The following is an 18,672-nucleotide window of genomic DNA, read 5'->3' as shown; positions in this document are numbered from 1 at the left end:
CTTCACCGCTCAACGACGCATAACAACGACCCCTTGACCGCACTAGCGACAGCCCCCCTGCGCGGGGGTGACGTGGCCGTTCGACTGGAGTTGCACGTGGCCGGGCGCATCGAAGACTACGCACTCATCGGAGACATGCAGACCGCCGCACTGGTCTGCCGGGACGGCACAGTCGACTGGCTGTGCCTGCCCCGCTTCGACTCGCATGCCATCTTCGCCGGCCTGCTGGGCACCGAGGAACACGGTTTCTGGCGGCTCGGCCCGGCGCACGCCGCCGACGTCGAGCCGCCCACGGCCGCCCGGCGGACCTACCGCGGCGACTCGCTGATCCTGGAATCGGAGTGGGACACCCCGCGCGGCACGGTCCGCGTGACCGATTTCATGCCGCCGCGTGACGGCGCCCCCCAGCTGATCCGGATCGTGGAGGGCGTCACCGGGCGGGTGCCGATGCGCTCGGCCCTCCGGATGCGGTTCTCCTACGGCCGGATCGTGCCGTGGGTGCACAAGCACGAGGGCCGCACGGTGGCCGTCGCGGGCCCGGACTCGGTGTGGTTCGACACGGAGGCGGAGACCTACGGGAAGTCGCTGACCACCTACGCCGACTTCACGGTCGCCCCGGGTGACCGCATCGCCTTCACCATCTCCTGGCAGCCCTCGCACAAGGAGGCGCCGCCGCTGCCCGAGCCGGAGACCTCGCTGGTGGCGACGGAGGACTTCTGGCGCGAGTGGGTCGAGCACTGCACGTACCACGGCCCGTACCGCGAGGCGGTGGTCCGCTCGCTGATCACCCTGAAGGCGCTGACGTACGCCCCCACGGGCGGCATCGTGGCCGCTCCGACCACCTCGCTGCCCGAGGACATCGGCGGGGTGCGCAACTGGGACTACCGCTACACCTGGCTGCGGGACGCGGCGATCACCCTGTCCTCGCTGCTGCGCACCGGCTACCGCGAGGAGGCCCGCGCCTGGCGCGAGTGGCTGCTGCGCGCGGTCGCCGGCGACCCGGAGAACCTGCAGATCATGTACGGCCTTGCCGGCGAGCGGGAGCTGGGCGAGGCCGAGCTGGACTGGCTGCCGGGCTACGAGAACTCGGCCCCGGTCCGGGTCGGCAACGGCGCCGCCCACCAGCTCCAGCTGGACGTGTACGGCGAGGTCACCGAGGCCCTGCACCTGGCCCACATGACCGGCCTGGCCCGCCACGACTACGCCTCGCTGCTCCAGCTGAAGCTGATCCGCTACCTGGAGGACCACTGGCAGGAGCCCGACGAGGGCATCTGGGAGGTACGCGGCCCGCGCCGGCACTTCGTGCACTCCAAGGTCATGGCCTGGGTCGCCGTCGACCGCACCATCAAGCTGATCGAGTCCGGTGACGCGGACGGCCCGCTGGAGCGCTGGAAGGAACTGCGCGACGACATCCACCGGGACGTGTGCGAGAAGGGCTACGACAAGGAGCGCAACACCTTCACCCAGTCCTACGGCTCGCAGGAACTGGACGCCTCACTGCTGCTCATCCCGCAGATGGGCTTCCTGCCGCCGGACGACAAGCGGGTGATCGGCACCATCGAGGCGATCCAGCGCGAGCTGTCCACGACGGACGGGTTCATCCTGCGCTACCCGACCGAGGGTGCGCACGAGGGCGTCGACGGCCTGCCGGGCGACGAAGGCGCGTTCCTCGCCTGCTCGTTCTGGATGGCGGACGACCTGGCGATGATCGGCCGGGTGGACGAGGCCCGCAAACTGTTCGAGAAGCTCCTCGCGCTGCGCAACGACCTCGGGCTGCTCGCCGAGGAGTGGGACCCGCGCCTGCAGCGGCAGGTCGGCAACTTCCCGCAGGCCTTCAGCCACGTTCCGCTGATCGACACCGCGCTGCGGCTGACGGCCTCGGGCGCCTACGGCGGCTGAGCAGGAGCACCGGGCCGCACGCGCCTACGCTGGGAGAGTCACCCAGCCCCTGCACGGAAGGGGGCGGCCATGGCTCCCCCATCGAAGGCGGGCGCGGCCCTCGCCGCGCTGCGCGAGGATCTGGTCGGCGACGTGTTCGCCCCCGGGGACCCGGGCTACGACGAGGCCCGTGCCGTCTTCAACGCGATGATCGACCGCAGGCCGGCGGTCATCGCCCAGTGCGCCGACACCACGGACGTGGTCCGCGCGGTGCGCTTCGGCAGGGAACTGGACCTGCACATCGCGGTACGCGGCGGCGGCCACAGCGTGGCCGGGTCGGCGCTCGGCGACGGCGCGCTGGTGGTGGACCTGCGCCGGATGCACCAGGTGACCGTGGACCCGGCCGCCGAGGCGGCCCGGGTCGAGGGCGGTGCCACGATGAGCCATCTGGACCGGGCCACCCAGCGCCACGGCCTCGCGACCACCGGCGGACGCGCCTCCACCACCGGTGTGGGCGGGTTCGTCCTGGGCGGCGGCACCGGCTGGCTGGACCGGGCCTTCGGACTCGCCGTCGACAACCTCCTCGGCGTCGAGCTGGTGACCGCCGACGCCGAGCGCGTGCACGCGAACCCCGACGAGAACCCCGAGCTGTTCTGGGCCCTGCACGGCGGGGGCGGCAACTTCGGGATCGCGACCGCGCTCACCCTTCAGCTGCACGAACTTCCGGAGTTCTCGATCGTGCTGCTGATGTACCAGCCGCAGTTCGGGCCGGACGTGATCCGCACCTACCGCGAGGTCATCCGCACCGGACCGGACGAGCTGAGCGGCGCGGCGCTGTACATCACCGGCCCGCCGGAGGAGTTCACACCGCCCGAGCTGGTGGGCAAGCTGGTGTGCGCCGCCCTGCTGACCTACGCGGGCGGCGAGGACGACCTGCGCAAGCTCGCCGAGCCGCTGCTGGCGCTGCCGCACGAGGTGGAGCTGGCCGGTGACATGCCGTACACCGACGTGCAGTGCATGCTCGACGATCCGCCCGGGCTGCGGAACTACTGGTCCGCGGAGTATCTGACCGGGCTGCCGGACGACTTGGTGGACGTCTTCTGCGCCCGCGCCGACAGCATGCCGGTGCCGACCAACACCCAGCACCTGCTGTTCCCGCAGGGCGGTGCGATCGCCGCGGGCCCGCACGAGTACCCGGTGCCGTACCGGGACGCGGCGTGGGCCGCGCACCCGTTCGCCATCTGGGCGGATCCGGCCGACGACGAGCGGGCCGTCGCCTGGGTCCGGGACGTGCGGGCGGACGTCCGGCCGTGGAGCACCGGGGCGGTCTACCTCAACTTCATCGGCGACGAGGGCCGGGAGCGGGTCCGGGCGGGCCTGGGCGAGGAGAACACGCTGCGTCTGGAGAAGGTGAAGCGGCAGTACGACCCGGACAACGTGTTCCGCTTCAACCACAACATCAGGCCCGTGTAGCCGACCGCCGCGAACGGCCCGGTGCCGAAGCTGTCCCCGGGGCGTTTGCGCAGGTAGCGTCCGCTGCATGGACAGCCGTACGGACAACCGATTCGACACCCAGGGCGCCGGGATCACCGTGCAGCGGGCGCTGGAGCTGCCCGGTCTGCGCAGTGGTCTGCCGGAGATCCTGGCGGGCGCCGACCGGCTGGGGCGCTCGGTGCGCTGGGTGCACGCGGGCGAGGTGCCGAACATCGCCTCGCTGCTCAAGGGCGGCGAGCTGCTGCTCACCACCGGCTACGGCCTCGGCACCCGTCCGGCCGAGCAGCGGGCCTTCGTCCGGACCCTCGCCGAGCGCGGGATCGCCGCGCTGGTGGTGGAGCTGGGCCCGCGCTTCACCCGGCTGCCCTCGGCCCTGGTGGACACGGCCCGGACGGCCGGTCTGCCGCTGGTCCAGCTGCACCGCGAGGTGCCGTTCGTGACGGTGACCGAGGAGATCCACACCGAGATCGTCAACGGGCACTACGCGCTGCTCCAGCGGGCCGACGAGGTGCACCGGCGCTGTACCGAGGCCCTGCTCGGCGGCGGCGGGGTGCCGCAGGTGCTGGGCATCCTGGCCGACTTCGGTGACAACCCCGTGTTCCTGGAGACCGCCGACGGCCGGCTGCTGTACGCCGCCGGGTCCGGGCCGGAGGGCGCGGACCCGTTGCAGGTGTGGGAGGGACTGCGCGGCCCGCACAAGGACGCCCCGCCGCCCGCCGGTTCCGTCCTGGTGGACGTGCCCGGCGGCGGTCCGGGTACGGCGGGTTCGGTCCGTGCCCGGCTCGTCCTGCTGCCGGTCCGCTCACCGCTGTCGCCGGTGCACCGGATCGCCGCCGACCGGGCCGCGGGCATCCTGGCCGTGGTGCTGATGCAGGCCCGGCAGGAGGAGGAACTCGCGGCGCGCGGACGCGGGGACTTCCTCACCGACCTCGCGGAGGGCCGTATCGCGGCCGAGGACGCCCCGGCACAGGCCCGGGTCCTCGGCTTCCGGCCCGGCGAGAGCCCGCTGCTGCCCGTCGTCATGCGGATCGGCGACTCCCTGTCGCCCGGCGGCGGCTGGGCCGTGCTGGCCCGGGCGGTCTCCGAGGAACTGGCCGCGGTGGGCGTGCCGGTGCTGCTCGGCGTCAGACCGGTGGAGGGCCGGGTCCTGGTGCTGCTGGGGCTGCGCGCGGAGTCCGAACGGCCGGCGATCGCGGACCGGGTGGCGGCGGCACTGCGCGCGGGTGTGGAACGCGCCGGGATGCGGCGGCCGGGCTCCCCGCCGCCGGTGGTCGTGGTCGGTGTGGCCGGCGGCTGGGCCGCGGCCTCGGCGGGGCTGCGGCACGCGGCGGAGACGGCGACGGCGGCCCAGGGCCTGACCGACCGGCCCTGGTACGACGCCCGCCGCCTCGACATCGACCTGCTGCTGTGGCGGCTGCGCGACCATCCCGACCTGGCGGCCTTCGTGGACCGCGCGATCGGCCCGCTGCGCGACCACGACCGCCGCTCCAGGCCGCCGCTGCTACCGACCCTGGAGACCTATCTGGCGCACGCCGGCCGCAAGGCGGAGACGGCCCGGGAACTGCACCTGAACCGGCAGACGCTCTACAACCGCCTGGCCCGCATCGGCGAGTTGCTCGGCACCGACCTCGACGACCCGCAGACGGTCCTGGCGTTGAGCCTGGCCCTGCGCGCCCGCCGCCACGTCCCCTAGGGCCTGTCGTTTGGATCAGGCCGGCCTGGCTCACGGTGCATTGTCGGCCGGCCCGAGCGGGGCGTGGTGCGTGCAGCCGCAAGGCGGAGGAGGGCGGCGACGCGGAGCGTCGACAACCGACGACAACGCCGCGGATGCGCGTGCCACGCCCCGCGACGCGGGCATGATCCAAACGACAGGCCCTAGGGCCGGACGGCTCTAGGCGAGCGGCCGGGGTTGCGTCAACTCGTCGTACACGCTGAGCACCTGGGCGACCGTCTCGTCCTCCGTCGGCCAGGTGGCGGCCTGCCGGACACCCCGCTCCCGCAGCAGCTCCCGGCGCTCGGGATCACCGAGCAGCCCCACCACGCACAGCGCGAGCGTCTCCGCGTCGCCGTACGGGACGAGTTCGGCCGCGTCGCCCACCAGGTCCGGGACACCGCCGACGCGGGTCGCGACGAGCGGCACGCGCGCGTACAGCGCCTCCTGGGCGAGCACGGACCGCGACTCCCAGCTGCTGGTGACCAGGGCCAGATCGGCGGCGGCGAGCAGCTCGGGCACGTCCTCACGGTGACCGAGGAGCCGCACCGGCAGCCCCTCGTCCTCGATGCGCCGTTGCAGCAGCGGCCGCAGCGGCCCCTCCCCCGCGACGACGACCAGCGGCACCGGGTCCAGGTCGCGCCAGGCGCGGGCCGCGTCCAGCAGCACCTCGTAGCCGCGGTGCCCGTCGAGCGAGCCGACGGCGAGGAGCAACGGGCGGCCGGTGGTGCCGAGTTCGGCGCGCACCTTGGGCCGCGGCCGGTCGGGGTCCTCGTGCCCGACGGGCCCGCGCCGGCCCGGCAGGCCGACCGCCGAGAGCCGGGCGTCCCGCGCACCGTGCCGGCGCGCCCGGTCGACCAGGTCGGAGCTGGTGCCGAGCACCACCGCCGCCGTCCGCACCACCCGCCGCTCCAGCAGCCGCAGCAGGTGCGCCCGCGCGCCCTCGGCCCGTGCCCGGTTGTGCCAGGTGACCACCAGCGGGGTGTCGCGTCCGCCGAGCGCGAGCACGGCCCGGAAGGAGGCGTGCAGCCCGTGCGCGTGCACCAGGTCGGCGTCGGCGCAGGCCGCCCGGAGCGCGGCCACCGAGGCGGGGTCGCTGCTGCGGGGCACGTGGACGTGCTCGGCGCCGGACCCGGTGAAGTCGTAGGTACGGTCGGCCTCGACGGGGGCGCACACCGTGACCCGCACGCCCCGCGCGACGAGTCCCCCGGCGAGGGAGCGCACGTGCGCGCTGCTGCCGGCGTTGCCTCCGCCCAGCACCTGCACGGTGCGCAGCAGCGACGGGCCGTGCGGTGCGTTGCTGCTCACGGGGCTCAACGGGCCGGGGCTCCTGGTTCGGCGGGGGTGATCACGACGACGCGGGTGGTCACGAGGAAACGTACAGAAGGTAGCGGGCTCAGGGGGGCGGAAGGACGTACCCCGCGTGCCTGCGGCGCGGACCGCTCCGGCCCGCCGCCCGCCCCCTGTTCCCCGTCAAGCATGCCAGGCGGCCCGGCCGTTGCGGGAACACGGGAGGGCGCATACCGCGGCGGGCCGGGGCAATGCGCCGGAGCACGTCACCCACACGGGTGAGAGAAACCCCGCCACGGCCGAACGGCCACCGTCGAAGGCGACGGGCGAACGCTCAGCACACGCGGGTACGACCGCCCGGGCCGCTCACAGGGTCCGCGCCCACGCGGACACCCGGTCCCCGTACGCGGCGGCGGCGGCGAGGGCGAAGGAGCCGGTGCGGCTCGTCACCGGTCCGTCCGGGCCGTCTCCAGGAGTTCCTCCGCGTGCGCGCGGGCCGTCTCGGAGTCCTCCTGGCCCGCCAGCATGCGGGACAGCTCGCGGATGCGCTCCTCGCCCTCCAGGACCTTCACGCCGGACCGGGTGACCGACCCGTCGTTGGTCTTCTCGACCAGCAGCTGCCGGTCGGCGAAGGCGGCCACCTGGGGCAGGTGGGTGACGACGACGACCTGCGCGGTCCGGGCGAGCTTCGCCAGGCGCCGCCCGATCTCCACCGCGGCCTTGCCGCCGACCCCCGCGTCGACCTCGTCGAAGAGGTACGTCGGCACCGGGTCGGTGCCCGCGAACACGACCTCCACGGCCAGCATCACACGGGACAGCTCACCGCCGGAGGCACCCTTGGCGATGGGCCGCGGCGGTGCCCCCGGATGCGGGGCGAGCAGCAGTTCCACCTCGTCGACGCCCGAGGGCCCGTACGCGACCGCGCGCCCGCCGACCTCGACGCCCTCGGGGTCCTCGGTCTGCCGGATGGCGAAGGACACGCGCGCGTGGGGCATGGCGAGGGAGGCCAGCTCGGCGGTCACGGCGGCCGCGAACCGTTCGGCGGCCTCGGCCCGTGCGTCGGTCAGCGCCTGCGCCAGCCCGCCCAGCTCGGTCCGCAGGGCGTCCCGCTCGGCGGTCAGTTCGCCGAGCCGCTCGTCGTCGCCGTCCAGCTCGGTGAGGCGCGCGGCACTCTGCTCGGCCCACGCGAGGACCGCGTTCACGTCCTCGCCGTACTTGCGGGTCAGCGCGGTCAGCGCGGCCCTGCGCTCCTCCACCGCGGAGAGCCGCAGCGGATCGGCGTCGAGATCGTCGGCGTATCCGGCCAGCTCACCGGCCACGTCACCGAGCAGGATGCCGATCTCCCCGATCCGGTCGGCGAGCGCGGCCAGCGCCGGATCGTGCGACCGCACGGCCTCCAGGGCCCGGTGGGCGCCCGCGACGAGGGTCGAGGCGTCGATCCCCTCGGGGTCCTCGGGGTTGCCCGCGAGGGCGGCGTGCGCGGCCGTCGCGGCGGACGACAGGGCCTCGGCGTGCCCCAGCCGCTCCGCCTCCTCGGCCAGCTCCGTGTCCTCCCCGGCCCGCGGCTCGACGGCGGCGACCTCCTCGAGGCCGTACCGCAGCATGTCGGCCTCCTGCGCACGCTCCCGCGCGCGCGTGGTGATCTCCTCCAGCTCGGTGGCGACGGCCCGCAGACGCCGGTAGGCCTCGCTGTACTTGGTGAGCGGCACGGCCACCGTGTCGCCCGCGTACCGGTCGAGGGCCTGCCGCTGCCGGGACAGCTTCAGCAGCCCCTGCTGGTCGGTCTGCCCGTGCACGGCGACCAGGTCGTCGGCCAGCTCGGCGAGCAGTCCCACGGGCACGCTGCGTCCGCCCAGGTGCGCCCGGGAGCGGCCCTCGGCGGACACGGTGCGACTGATCAGCAGGGCGCCGTCGTCCAGCTCGGCGCCGGCCTCCTCGGCCCGTACGACGGCGGAGGCGCCCGCGGGCACGGCGATCCGCCCCTCCACGACCGCCTTGTCGGCCCCGATCCGCACCAGCGCCGGGTCCGCCCGGCCACCGAGCAGCAGCCCGAGGCTGGTGACCACCATGGTCTTGCCCGCACCCGTCTCACCGGTGACGGCGGTGAACCCCGGTGACAACTCGACGACGGCATCGTCGATGACCCCGAGTGACCGTATCCGCATCTCCTCCAACACGGAACAGACCATACGAGGTCCGGGGCGGGGAGTGCACACAGGCCGCCCCTATCACTCCGGCGAGTGGTCCCGATCCGTCGGCGGACGCTAGTGGGGCGCTCCCCGCCAGCCGGTGGTGGGCAGCGCGAACTTCGCCACGATCCGGTCGGTGAAGGACGAGTGGTGCAGCCGGGCCAGCCGCACCGGTACGGCGCCGCGCCGCACCTCCACCCGCGCCCCGGGCGGCAGCTCGACGGTCCGGCGGCCGTCGCACCACAGCACGCCCGGCGGAATGTGCGGCAGCACCTCCACGGCGAGCACCGAGTCCGGCGAGGTCACCAGCGGCTTCGCGAACAGCGCGTGGGCACTGATCGGCACCATCAGCAGCGCCTCCACCTCGGGCCACACCACAGGACCGCCGGCGGAGAACGCGTACGCCGTGGACCCGGTGGGCGTGGACAGCACCACTCCGTCGCAGCCGAACCCCGTCACCGGACGCCCGTCGATCTCCAGCACGACCTCGAGCAGCTTCTCCGCGCCGGCCTTCTGCACGGCCGCCTCGTTCAGCGCCCAGTCCGTGTGCACGATGTCGCCGTTGCGGTGCACGACGACGTCGACGGTCATCCGCTCCTCGACCTCGTACGACCGCGCCACCACCCGGTCGACGACCCGGTCCAGGTCGTCCCGCTCGGCCTCCGCGAGGAAGCCGACGCGCCCGAGGTTGACGCCGAGCATCGGCACCCCGGAGGCCCGGGCGAACTCGGCTCCGCGCAGCAGCGTGCCGTCACCGCCGAGGACGATCAGCAGCTCGCAGCCGTCGAGGCACTGCGGGGTCGCCTCCTTGACCAGCCGCACCTCGTCCGGCAGCGGCAGGTCGCGGGCCTCCTCCTCCAGCACCCGCACCCCGATGCCGTGCCGCAGCAGGCCCTTGACGACGAGTTCCGCACTGCGGATCGCCGCGGGCCGCCCGGTGTGGGCCAGCAGGAAAACCGTACGCGCCAGGTTCTGTGTCAACGCGGCCCCTCCGCCACTGCACGGTCGACGTCGGCCGGGTCCAGTGCGGGTGCCCCGGACCGCAGCCAGAGAAAGTACTCCACATTGCCCGACGGGCCGGGCAGCGGACTCGCGGTGACCCCCCGCACCCCGAGCCCCAGCTCCCAGGCCTTGTCGGCCACTCCCCGCACGGCCTCCGCCCGCAGCTGCGGACTCCGTACGACACCCCCGCTGCCGAGCCGTTCCTTCCCCACCTCGAACTGCGGCTTGACCATCATCACCAGGTCGGCGTCCGGTTTCACGCACCGCTTCAGGGCGGGCAGCACCAGCCCGAGCGGGATGAAGGACAGATCGCCCACGACAAGATCCACAGGTTCCCCATCGATCGCCTCAAGCGTCAACTCGCGTACGTTCGTACGGTCCTTGACGGTGACGCGTTCATCGCTCTGCAGAGTCCAGGCGAGTTGGCCGTAACCGACGTCCACCGCGACGACGTGCGCGGCGCCCGCGCGCAGCAGGACGTCGGTGAAGCCGCCGGTGGAGGCGCCGGCGTCCAGCGCGCGCCGGCCCTCGACGACGAGCCCCAGCGGGACGAAGGCCGCCAGCGCGCCGGCGAGCTTGTGGCCGCCGCGGGACACGTAGTCGGGGTCGCTGTCGTCGGCCTGCACCACGATCGGGGCGGCGGTCTCGACCTGCGTGGCCGGCTTGGTCGCGACGGTCCTGTCGACGGTGACCCGCCCGGCGGCGATCAGCTGGCTGGCGTGCTCGCGCGAACGCGCGAGCTTCCGGCGGACCAGCTCCGCGTCGAGACGGCGGCGTGCGACTCCTGCCACGTTCGGTTCAGCTCCTGCTCTGGTGGTACGTCGGTGGGGGCGCCGGAGGTCCCGGGCGGGCGTCGAGCGCGGTGAGCGCGTCACGCAGCCCCCGGTGTACATCCTCGTACACCTCGATGTGTCCGTCGGTGGCGAGGTGGTCGACGTCGGCCACCCGCTCCAGCTGGGCGTCCACCTCGGCGTTGCCGGTGGGGGTGCGGGGGACGTTCACGGGGGCCGGGGCCGCGGGGTCGTACTCCGGCTCCGGTTCCGCCTCGGTGACGATCGCCGCGGCCTGCGTGACGGCCTGGGCCTCGGACACGGACTCGCTCATGCCCAGACGCTACCGCGAACCGCTGGGGTACCGTCGGTGGCGATGGCCACGATCGAGGAGTGCCGGGCGGCACTGGGAAAGCTTTCGGACAACATGCGGGGCGCCGAGGGCGACGTGCGCGCGGCCGCCGCCCTGGACCGCTCGGTGAGCTGTCACATCACGGATCTCGACGTCACCTTCGAGGGCCGCATGACCGGCGGCCGGATCGAGGTGGACGACACCCACCCCGGGCCGCCCCGCGAGAAGGCGCAGATCCGGCTCGCCATGGCCGGCGACGACCTGGTGGCCCTGGTGGGCGGCGACCTGAACTTCGCGACGGCCTGGGGCAAGGGCCGGGTGCGGCTGGAGGCGAACCTGCTGGACCTGTTCCGGCTCAGGAAGCTGTTGTGACCCGTGCCCGGCGCGCGGCCGGCACGACCAGCGGGGTTCCGGTCTCGGGGTCCTCGATGACCTGGCAGCGCAGCCCGAAGACCTCCTCCACGAGCTCGGCTGTCACGATCTCGTTCGGGGCGCCCTCGGCGATGACCCGGCCACCGCGCAGGGCGATCAGGTGGGTGGCGTAGCGCGCCGCGTGGTTCAGGTCGTGCAGGACGGCGACGAGGGTGCGGCCCTGGGTCTCGTGCAGGTCGGCGCACAGGTCGAGGACGTCGATCTGGTGCTGGATGTCGAGGTAGGTGGTCGGCTCGTCGAGCAGCAGCAGCGGGGTCTGCTGGGCCAGCGCCATGGCGATCCACACGCGCTGCCGCTGCCCGCCGGACAGCTCGTCCACGTACCGGTCGCCGAGTTCGGCGACGCCGGTCCGCCGCATCGACTCCTGGACGACCCGCTCGTCCTCCGCGGACCACTGGCGCAGCAGCCCCTGGTGCGGGTAGCGGCCCCGGCCGACGAGGTCGGCGACCGTGATGCCGTCGGGTGCGATGGACGACTGGGGAAGCAGCCCCAGGGTCCGCGCGACCTTCTTCGCGGGCATCGACCGGATGGCCTGTCCGTCGAGCAGCACCCGGCCCCGGCTGGGCCTGAGCATCCGGGACAGCGCCCGCAGCAGCGTCGACTTGCCGCACGCGTTGGGGCCGACGATCACCGTGAAGGAGTTGTCGGGGATCTCCACCGAGAGCTCCTCGGCGATCACGCGCTGGTCGTAGGCGAGGGTGACGTTCTCGGCGGACAGGCGGTTCACAGTGCTCCTAGGGGTGTTCGGGCGCGGATCGCGCCCAGCCGGCTCCGTGCCACTCGTCTCGGGTTGCGCGCCGCTCATATCCGGCCCGCCCTGCGCTCGGTGACGAGCAGCCACAGGAGATAGCCGCCGCCGAGGACGCCGGTGACCACGCCGACGGGCAGCTGGTCGGCGCCGAAGGCCCGCTGCGAGGCCCAGTCGGCGGCGACGAGCAGCGCGGCGCCCATGCAGAGGGAGGCCACCAGGTTCGGCCCGGGCGAGCGGGTCAGGCGCCGGGCGAGCTGGGGCGCGGTGAGCGCGACGAAGCCGACGGGCCCGGCGGCGGCGGTCGCGGCCGCGGTGAGCAGGACGGCGCAGACCATCAGCACGAGCCGGACGCGCTGCACGCGCACACCGAGGGCGCCCGCGACGTCGTCGCCCATCTCCATCATCCGCAGACCGCGCGCGTTGGCGAGGACCAGCGGGACGAGGACCGCGCACAGGGCGAGCAGCGGCCACACCTGCGACCAGTCGCGGCCGCTGAGCGAGCCCGTCATCCACACGACCGCGCGGGCCGCGTCGACCAGGTCGGCCTTGGTGAGCAGATAGCCGTTGACCGCCGTGACGACGGCGGACACGCCGATGCCGACCAGGACCAGCCGGTACCCGTGCACCCCCTGCTTCCAGGCGAGCAGGTAGATCGCGAGACCGGTCGCCAGACCGCCGATCAGGGCCCCGGCGGTCACCTGGGTGGCGCTGCCGGACATCAGCACGATCACGACGAGCGCGCCGGCCGTCGAGCCCTGCGACAGACCGAGCACGTCCGGGCTGCCCAGCGGGTTGCGGGAGACGGCCTGGAACAGGGCGCCGCCCAGCCCGAGCGAGGCGCCGACCAGCAGGCCGACGAGCACCCGCGGCAGCCGCAGCTCGTTGACGATGAAGTCCTGGTACGCGGTGCCGTTCCCGGCGAGCGTCCGCAGCACGTCGGCCGCGGGGACCTTCGCGTCGCCCGTGCCGATCAGCGCGACGGCCGCGGCGAGGGCGGCGGCCAGCAGCAGCACGACGACGATCAGCGCGCGCGGGTCCAGGCGCAGCGAGAACCCGCCGGGGGTGCGTACGGCACGGCTCGTGGAGCGAGTCTTCACAGCTGGGCCGTCCTCCGCCGTCGTACGAGATGGATGAAGACCGGACCGCCTATGACCGCGGTGACGATGCCGACCTGGAGCTCCGAGGGCCGGGCCGCGATCCGGCCGATCACGTCGGCGCCGAGCAGCAGCACGGGTGACAGGACCGTCGCGTACGGCAGGATCCAGCGCAGGTCGGGTCCGGTGAAGGAGCGCACGACGTGCGGCACCATCAGGCCGACGAACAGGATCGGTCCGCAGGCGGCGGTCGCGGCACCGCACAGCACGGTGGCGGCCAGCATGGCCAGGGCGCGGGTGCGGTTGAGGTCGGCACCGAGGGCGCGGGCGGTGTCGTCGCCCATCTCCACGGCGTTCAGCGGCCGGGCCAGCGCGAGCGCGAGGACCGTGCCGACCGCGAGGAAGGGCAGCACCTGCACGATGGTCGAGTCGGTGGCCGACGCCAGCGAACCGACCGTCCAGAAGCGCATCCTGCTCAGCGCCGCGTCGTCCAGGATCATCACGGCCTGCAGATAGCCGTAGAGGGCCGCGCTGACGGCCGTGCCGGCGAGCGCCAGCCGTACGGGGGTGGCGCCCCGGCTGCCGCCGAGGAACCACACGAGGGCACCGACCGCCGCCGCGCCCAGGAAGGCGAACCACACATAGCCCTTCAGGCTGGTGACGCCGAAGAAGCTGATGGCGGTGACGACGGCCGCGGAGGCACCGGCGTTGATGCCGAGCAGTCCGGGGTCGGCCAGCGGATTGCGGGTGAGCGCCTGCAGCACCGCGCCGGCGAGCCCGAGCGCGGCGCCGACCAGCAGACCGAGGACCGTGCGCGCGAGCCGCTCGTCCACGACGACGTCCCCGTACGTCCCCGTGTCGTGGAACAGGCCGTGCCAGACCTGGTCCAGCGACAGGGCTTTGGCCCCGACCGCGATGCTCGCCACGGCGACGAGCACCAGGATCGCGACGGAGAGCAGGAGCCCAAGGGCCCGCGCCGCCCGGCGGGTTGGGGGCGCGGGGGCGGTCTCCGCGCGCTGTTCCGGAGGACTGTCGACCAACACGTGGTTAGGTTAGCCTACCCTCGCATGCGATCTCGATCCCCGGTCGCCCTCCGTTCGTCCGGTCCGCCCCCGGTCCGGTCCGTGGCCGGCCCCGGCGTTCACTCACAGGCCGAGGCGGGCCAGCGCCTTCCCACCGTCCAGCTCGCACGCCCCGTCACCGGCCGCCGCCCAGGCCGCCGCGCACAGGGCACGAAGTCCGTCCATCGCGGCCGCGCCGCCGCCGTCGACCTCCAGCCGCTCCGTGCCGGCCCGCGCCGTCCACTCGCCGCACCGGAATCCGTCCCCGTCGCGCGTCACCTCCGGCTGTGGGGCGAGCAGTCCGCGCAGATCGCCGTCGACGTACGTCGGCCGGTGACGGGGCGGCGCCGCGAGCAGCTGCGCCCCGTCGGTGACACCGGTCAGCACGAGCAGCGAGTCCACCCCGCCGTTGAACGCGCCCTCGATGTCCGTGTCCAGCCGGTCCCCGACCACCAGCGGCCGCTTCGCACCGGTCCGGATGATCGTCTCCTTGTGCATGGGAGGCAGCGGCTTGCCCGCCACCTGCGGCTCGGCACCGGTCGCGATCCGCACGACCTCCACGGCCGCCCCGTTGCCCGGCGCGATGCCCCGCCCGCTCGGGATCGTCAGGTCGGTGTTGGACGCGAACCACGGCACGCCACGCGCGACGGCGTACGACGCCTCGGCGAAACGCCCCCACGGCAGATCCGGTCCGCCGTACCCCTGCACCACCGCCACCGGGTCGTCGTCCGCCGACTCCACCGGCGTCAGCCCCCGCTCGCGCAGCGCCACTCGCAGCCCCTCACCGCCGATCACGAGCACCCGCGCCCCGGCGGGCACCTGCTCGCTGATCAGCCGCGCGACGGCCTGCGCCGAGGTGATGACGTCCGCGGCGCCGGTCGGTATGCCCAGCTCCGTCAGATGGCCGGCCACGGCGTCCGGCGTGCGCAGCGCGTTGTTCGTGACGTACGCCAGATGCATCCCGCCCGAGCGTGCCGCCTCCAGGGAGTCCACGGCGTGCGCGATCGCGTTCCCGCCCGCGTAGACCACCCCGTCCAGATCGAGCAGCGCCGTGTCGTACGCCTCGCTCAGGGGCCGCCCACTGCCCTCGGGACTCGTCCTGACGCCCTCACTCATGTCCACATCGCTCCTCGTTCACTCGCCTTTCCCCCGATCATCCCGCATGCCACCGACACACGTACGATGCCGGGATGAACACTGCAGGTCACTCGGAAGCAACGGCGCGCCGAGGACTGGAACTCACCCCGTTCCGGGGCCTCCGGTACGACCCCGACCGGGTCGGCAGCCTGGCTTCCGTCACCTCTCCGCCGTACGACGTCGTCGTACGCCCCGACGGGGTGCACCACCTCCAGTCGGCGGATCCGCACAACATCGTCCGGCTGATTCTGCCGCAGGCCGGCACCCCGAGCGCCCGCACCGAACAGGCCGCCGACACCCTGCGCCGCTGGCTGGACGAGGGCATCCTCACCGCCGACCCCGAGCCGGGCCTCTACGTGTACGAGCAGCAGGACGGCGACGGCATGGTCCAACGCGGTGTCATCGGCGCCCTGCGGGTCTCCGACCCCGAGGACGGCGTGGTCCTGCCGCACGAGGACGTCATGCCGCCCGTGGTGGCGGACCGCGCGGCCCTGATGCGCGCCACACGCGCCAACCTGGAACCGCTGCTGCTGACCTACCGCGGCAACGGCGCCGCGGCGGACGTCGTCGAGCGCACCGTCGAGCGCCCGCCCCTGCTGGCGACGACCACCGAGGACGGCTACCGGCACCGGCTGTGGGCGGTCACCGACCCCACCGAACTCGGCCTCATCCAGTCGGACCTGGCGAACCGGCAGGCGCTGATCGCCGACGGCCACCACCGCTGGGCCACCTACCGCCGGCTGCGCGCGGAGCACCCCTCCCCGAGCCCCTGGGACCACGGTCTGGTCCTCCTGGTCGACACCGCCCGCTATCCGTTGCGCGTCCGTGCCATCCACCGGCTGCTGCACGGCCTGCCCGTCGCGGACGCGCTGGCCGCCGTGGACGGCCTGTTCCGGGTACGGCACCTCGACACGCCGCTCGCGGCGGCCCAGGCGGCCCTGGCGGACGCGTCCTGCGCGGGGAACGCCTTCCTGCTGGCCGGCGACGGCGCCTTCCACCTGCTCGACCACCCCGACCCCGCTCTGCTCGCCCGGACGATCCCGGCGGACCGGCCGGCCGCCTGGCGCTCGCTGGACGCCACCGTCCTGCACGCCACGCTCCTCGAGCACGTCTGGCACATCCCCGAGGACTCGCCGGCCCACATCGCCTACATCCACGACACGGCCGCCACGGTCGAGAAGGCCGAACGGGACGGCTCGACCGCCGTCCTGATGCACCCGGTGCGTGAGGAGGTCGTACGGGACCTGGCCCGCCAGGGTGTGACGATGCCCCGCAAGTCGACGTCCTTCGGACCGAAGCCGGCGACCGGGCTGGTGCTGCGGGCGCTGGAGATCTGAGCCGGCGCACGAGGTCAGCACAGGGAAAAGGGCAGGCCCACGGGGCCTGCCCTTTACTCATCGGTCCTGGTCAGTCCTTGTCGCCGTCGTCCTCGGCCGGGGCGGTGGACTCGGCGTCGCCGTCGTTCGCGCTCGCGCTCTCGGACGTGTCGGCGTCGGCCTTCGCGGGCTCGGCCGGGGCCTCTGCCTCGTCCTCGTCCTCGTGGAGGGCGTCGACGAACTCCACGCCGTCCAGCTCGGCGAGCCGGTCGGAGGCGTCCGTGCTGCCGTCCCGGTCGGCCTCGACGGCCTTGGCGAACCACTCGCGCGCCTCGCTCTCGCGGCCGACCGCCAGCAGGGCGTCGGCGTACGCGTAGCGCAGTCGCGCGGTCCAGGGCTGGACCGAGTTGGAGGCCAGCTCCGGGCTCTGCAGGGTCACGATGGCCGCGTCCAGCTGGTCCATGTCGCGCCGGGCACCGGCGGCGACGAGCCGCATCTCGACCTGACCGGCCTTGTCCAGCTTCTGCACCTCCGGGGCACCGGCCATGTCCAGCGCCTTCTCGGGACGCCCGAGCCCACGCTCGCAGTCGGCCATCATCGGCCACAGGTCCACGGTGCCGGTCATGCGCCGGGCGGCCCGGAACTCCGCGAGGGCCTCGCTGTACTTCTGGGTGGCGTAGGCGGCGAAGCCGGCGGCCTCACGCACGGCGGCCACACGGGAGGCCAGGCGCAGGGCGACCCTGGAGTAGCCGTAGGCCCTCTCGGGCTCCTCGTCGATGAGCCGGGCGACCATCACCAGGTTCTTGGCGACGTCCTCCGCCAGCGTCTTGGGCAGGCTCTGCAGCTCCTGCCGGACGTCCTTGTCGATCTCGTCGCCGGTGACGTCCTCCGGGATGGGCAGCCGCTTGATCGGCTCGCGGTCGCGGTCACGCTCGTCGCGGAAGCGGCCACCGCCGCGCCGGTCGTCACGCCGGTCGTCGCGTCGGTCGCCCCCGCGGTTGTCACGCCGGTCGTCACGGCCCCGGTAGCCACCGGGGCGACCGCCACGGTCGTCACGACGGGGCCCACGGGCACCGCGGTCGTCACGTCCACGGAAGCCACCACGCTCGCCGCGGTCGCCCCGGTCGTCACGGCCCCGGAAACCACCGCGGTCGTCGTCGCGACGGTACGAGGGACGGTCGCCCCCGCGGTCGTCACGCCGGTCGTCGCGGCGGTAGCCGCCGTGGCCTCCGCGGTCGCCACGGTCGTCGCGGCGGAAGCCTCCGCGGTCACCGCGGTCACCGCGGTCCCGGTCGTCTCGCTGGTACGCCGGGCGCGGACCCCGGTCGCCCTCACGGCGGTAGCCACCACCACGGTTGTCATCCCGCCGGTCGTCACGACGGTCATCACGGCGGTCGTCGCGACGGAAACCGCCGCGGTCGCCACCGCGGTCGTCGCGGCGGTCGCCCCCGCGGTCATCACGCCGGCCGCCGTAGCCACCGCGGTCGTCGCGGCGGCCGTAGCCGCCCCGGTCGTCGTCGCGACGGTACGAGGGACGGTCGCCCCCGCGGTCGTCACGCCGGTCGTCGCGGCGGTAGCCGCCGTGGCCTCCGCGGTCGCCACGGTCGTCGCGGCGGAAGCCTCCGCGGTCACCGCGGTCACCGCGGTCCCGGTCGTCACGCTGGTACGCCGGGCGCGAACCCCGGTCGCCCTCACGGCGGTAGCCACCACCACGGTTGTCATCCCGCCGGTCGTCACGACGGTCGTCACGACGGAAACCGCCGCGGTCGCCACCGCGGTCGCCCCCACGGTCGTCACGGCGGTCGCCTCCGCGGTCATCACGCCGGCCGCCATGGCCGGCGCGGTCGTCGCGGCGGCCGTAACCCCGGTCGTCGCGACGGTCGTTGTCCCGGCGGAAGCCACCGCGGTCGCCACGGTCGCCACGGTCGCCACGGTCACTGCGGTAGCCGCCACGGTCACCACTGTCCCGTCGCCGCTGGTCGCGCTCCGGTCGATCGTCGGGAGAGTTGGTGGACATGGTGACTCCTGTCTTCGGTACCGCAAGCATTGTAAAAACAAAAAGACCCCTGGTCCCAGCTGAACGCTGGGACCAGGGGTCCTCCAAAGATTGTTCGGCGGCGTCCTACTCTCCCACAGGGTCCCCCCTGCAGTACCATCGGCGCTGTGAGGCTTAGCTTCCGGGTTCGGAATGTAAC

At 73.8% G+C, this 18,672-nt stretch carries 16 protein-coding genes and 1 rRNA gene; 6 read left to right on the top strand and 11 right to left on the bottom strand.

Annotated elements, in window-relative coordinates; genetic code table 11:
• Positions 1 to 96 precede the first annotated feature (96 nt).
• From ACF08B_RS25495 to ACF08B_RS25485, 3 genes are all read left to right on the top strand, one after another.
• Entirely contained in the window at positions 97 to 1,899 is a 1,803-nt protein-coding gene (locus tag ACF08B_RS25495) for a glycoside hydrolase family 15 protein (protein ID WP_392319797.1), read from the top strand.
• A gap of 69 nt (positions 1,900 to 1,968) precedes the next feature.
• The gene (locus ACF08B_RS25490; protein ID WP_392319559.1) at positions 1,969 to 3,351 is read left to right on the top strand and encodes an FAD-binding oxidoreductase; all 1,383 of its coding nucleotides are present in this window, start codon (positions 1,969 to 1,971) and stop codon (positions 3,349 to 3,351) included.
• A gap of 67 nt (positions 3,352 to 3,418) precedes the next feature.
• Positions 3,419 to 5,065 carry a PucR family transcriptional regulator gene (locus ACF08B_RS25485; RefSeq protein ID WP_392319558.1) on the top strand — a complete coding sequence of 549 codons (1,647 nt, stop codon included), beginning with the start codon at positions 3,419 to 3,421 and terminating at the stop codon, positions 5,063 to 5,065.
• A gap of 198 nt (positions 5,066 to 5,263) precedes the next feature.
• On the opposite strand, the gene ACF08B_RS25480 is transcribed toward ACF08B_RS25485, so the two are convergent.
• The 5 genes from ACF08B_RS25480 to ACF08B_RS25460 form a co-directional block, all read right to left on the bottom strand.
• Positions 5,264 to 6,400, bottom strand: coding sequence for a glycosyltransferase family 4 protein (locus tag ACF08B_RS25480; protein ID WP_392319557.1), 1,137 nt, complete (start codon positions 6,398 to 6,400; stop codon positions 5,264 to 5,266).
• Between the two features lie 419 nt (positions 6,401 to 6,819).
• Positions 6,820 to 8,562 (bottom strand): DNA repair protein RecN, encoded by a 1,743-nt coding sequence (recN, locus tag ACF08B_RS25475; RefSeq protein WP_392319556.1) that lies wholly within the window; start codon positions 8,560 to 8,562, stop codon positions 6,820 to 6,822.
• A 75-nt stretch (positions 8,563 to 8,637) separates the two neighbouring features.
• Positions 8,638 to 9,543 (bottom strand): NAD kinase, encoded by a 906-nt coding sequence (locus ACF08B_RS25470; protein ID WP_392319555.1) that lies wholly within the window; start codon positions 9,541 to 9,543, stop codon positions 8,638 to 8,640.
• The gene (locus tag ACF08B_RS25465; protein WP_093478831.1) at positions 9,540 to 10,355 is read right to left on the bottom strand and encodes a TlyA family RNA methyltransferase; all 816 of its coding nucleotides are present in this window, start codon (positions 10,353 to 10,355) and stop codon (positions 9,540 to 9,542) included. Before ACF08B_RS25465 ends, ACF08B_RS25470 begins: the two co-directional genes overlap by 4 nt.
• 7 nt (positions 10,356 to 10,362) lie before the next feature.
• Complete coding sequence (locus tag ACF08B_RS25460) at positions 10,363 to 10,668, bottom strand: hypothetical protein (RefSeq protein WP_392319554.1); 306 nt, start codon at positions 10,666 to 10,668, stop codon at positions 10,363 to 10,365.
• A 42-nt stretch (positions 10,669 to 10,710) separates the two neighbouring features.
• On the opposite strand from ACF08B_RS25460, the gene ACF08B_RS25455 reads away from it, so the two are divergent.
• Complete coding sequence (locus ACF08B_RS25455; RefSeq protein WP_392319553.1) at positions 10,711 to 11,058, top strand: sterol-binding protein; 348 nt, start codon at positions 10,711 to 10,713, stop codon at positions 11,056 to 11,058.
• On the opposite strand, the gene ACF08B_RS25450 is transcribed toward ACF08B_RS25455, so the two are convergent.
• From ACF08B_RS25450 to ACF08B_RS25435, 4 genes are all read right to left on the bottom strand, one after another.
• A complete protein-coding gene (locus tag ACF08B_RS25450; protein WP_392319552.1) occupies positions 11,042 to 11,845 on the bottom strand; it encodes an ABC transporter ATP-binding protein in 804 nt (267 codons plus the stop codon). The genes ACF08B_RS25455 and ACF08B_RS25450 overlap by 17 nt on opposite strands.
• 74 nt (positions 11,846 to 11,919) lie before the next feature.
• The gene (locus ACF08B_RS25445) at positions 11,920 to 12,966 is read right to left on the bottom strand and encodes a FecCD family ABC transporter permease (RefSeq protein ID WP_392319551.1); all 1,047 of its coding nucleotides are present in this window, start codon (positions 12,964 to 12,966) and stop codon (positions 11,920 to 11,922) included.
• Positions 12,963 to 14,006 carry a FecCD family ABC transporter permease gene (locus tag ACF08B_RS25440; RefSeq protein WP_392319550.1) on the bottom strand — a complete coding sequence of 348 codons (1,044 nt, stop codon included), beginning with the start codon at positions 14,004 to 14,006 and terminating at the stop codon, positions 12,963 to 12,965. The genes ACF08B_RS25445 and ACF08B_RS25440 overlap by 4 nt, the downstream gene beginning before the upstream one ends.
• A gap of 102 nt (positions 14,007 to 14,108) precedes the next feature.
• Complete coding sequence (locus ACF08B_RS25435) at positions 14,109 to 15,140, bottom strand: HAD hydrolase-like protein (RefSeq protein ID WP_392319549.1); 1,032 nt, start codon at positions 15,138 to 15,140, stop codon at positions 14,109 to 14,111.
• Positions 15,141 to 15,214: 74 nt separating this feature from the next.
• On the opposite strand from ACF08B_RS25435, the gene ACF08B_RS25430 reads away from it, so the two are divergent.
• Positions 15,215 to 16,498, top strand: coding sequence for a DUF1015 domain-containing protein (locus tag ACF08B_RS25430; protein WP_392319548.1), 1,284 nt, complete (start codon positions 15,215 to 15,217; stop codon positions 16,496 to 16,498).
• A gap of 70 nt (positions 16,499 to 16,568) precedes the next feature.
• Here ACF08B_RS25430 and ACF08B_RS25425 read toward each other — a convergent pair whose 3' ends face one another.
• On the bottom strand, positions 16,569 to 17,378 hold the full coding sequence (locus tag ACF08B_RS25425; protein WP_392319796.1) for a hypothetical protein: 810 nt from the start codon (positions 17,376 to 17,378) through the stop codon (positions 16,569 to 16,571).
• A 321-nt stretch (positions 17,379 to 17,699) separates the two neighbouring features.
• Between ACF08B_RS25425 and ACF08B_RS25420 the strand changes: the two genes are divergently transcribed.
• Positions 17,700 to 18,557, top strand: a complete 858-nt coding sequence (locus tag ACF08B_RS25420; protein WP_392319813.1) for a hypothetical protein — start codon at positions 17,700 to 17,702, stop codon at positions 18,555 to 18,557.
• 29 nt (positions 18,558 to 18,586) lie between these two features.
• Here ACF08B_RS25420 and rrf read toward each other — a convergent pair.
• A 5S ribosomal RNA gene (gene rrf, locus ACF08B_RS25415) occupies positions 18,587 to 18,672 on the bottom strand; the annotation flags it as partial.

Source organism: Streptomyces sp. NPDC015139, assembly GCF_043079785.1.
In the GTDB taxonomy this organism is placed as follows: domain Bacteria; phylum Actinomycetota; class Actinomycetes; order Streptomycetales; family Streptomycetaceae; genus Streptomyces; species Streptomyces albidocamelliae.
The sequence above is the reverse complement of the archived record's forward strand: the minus strand, read 5'-3'. Positions and strand labels throughout refer to the sequence as shown.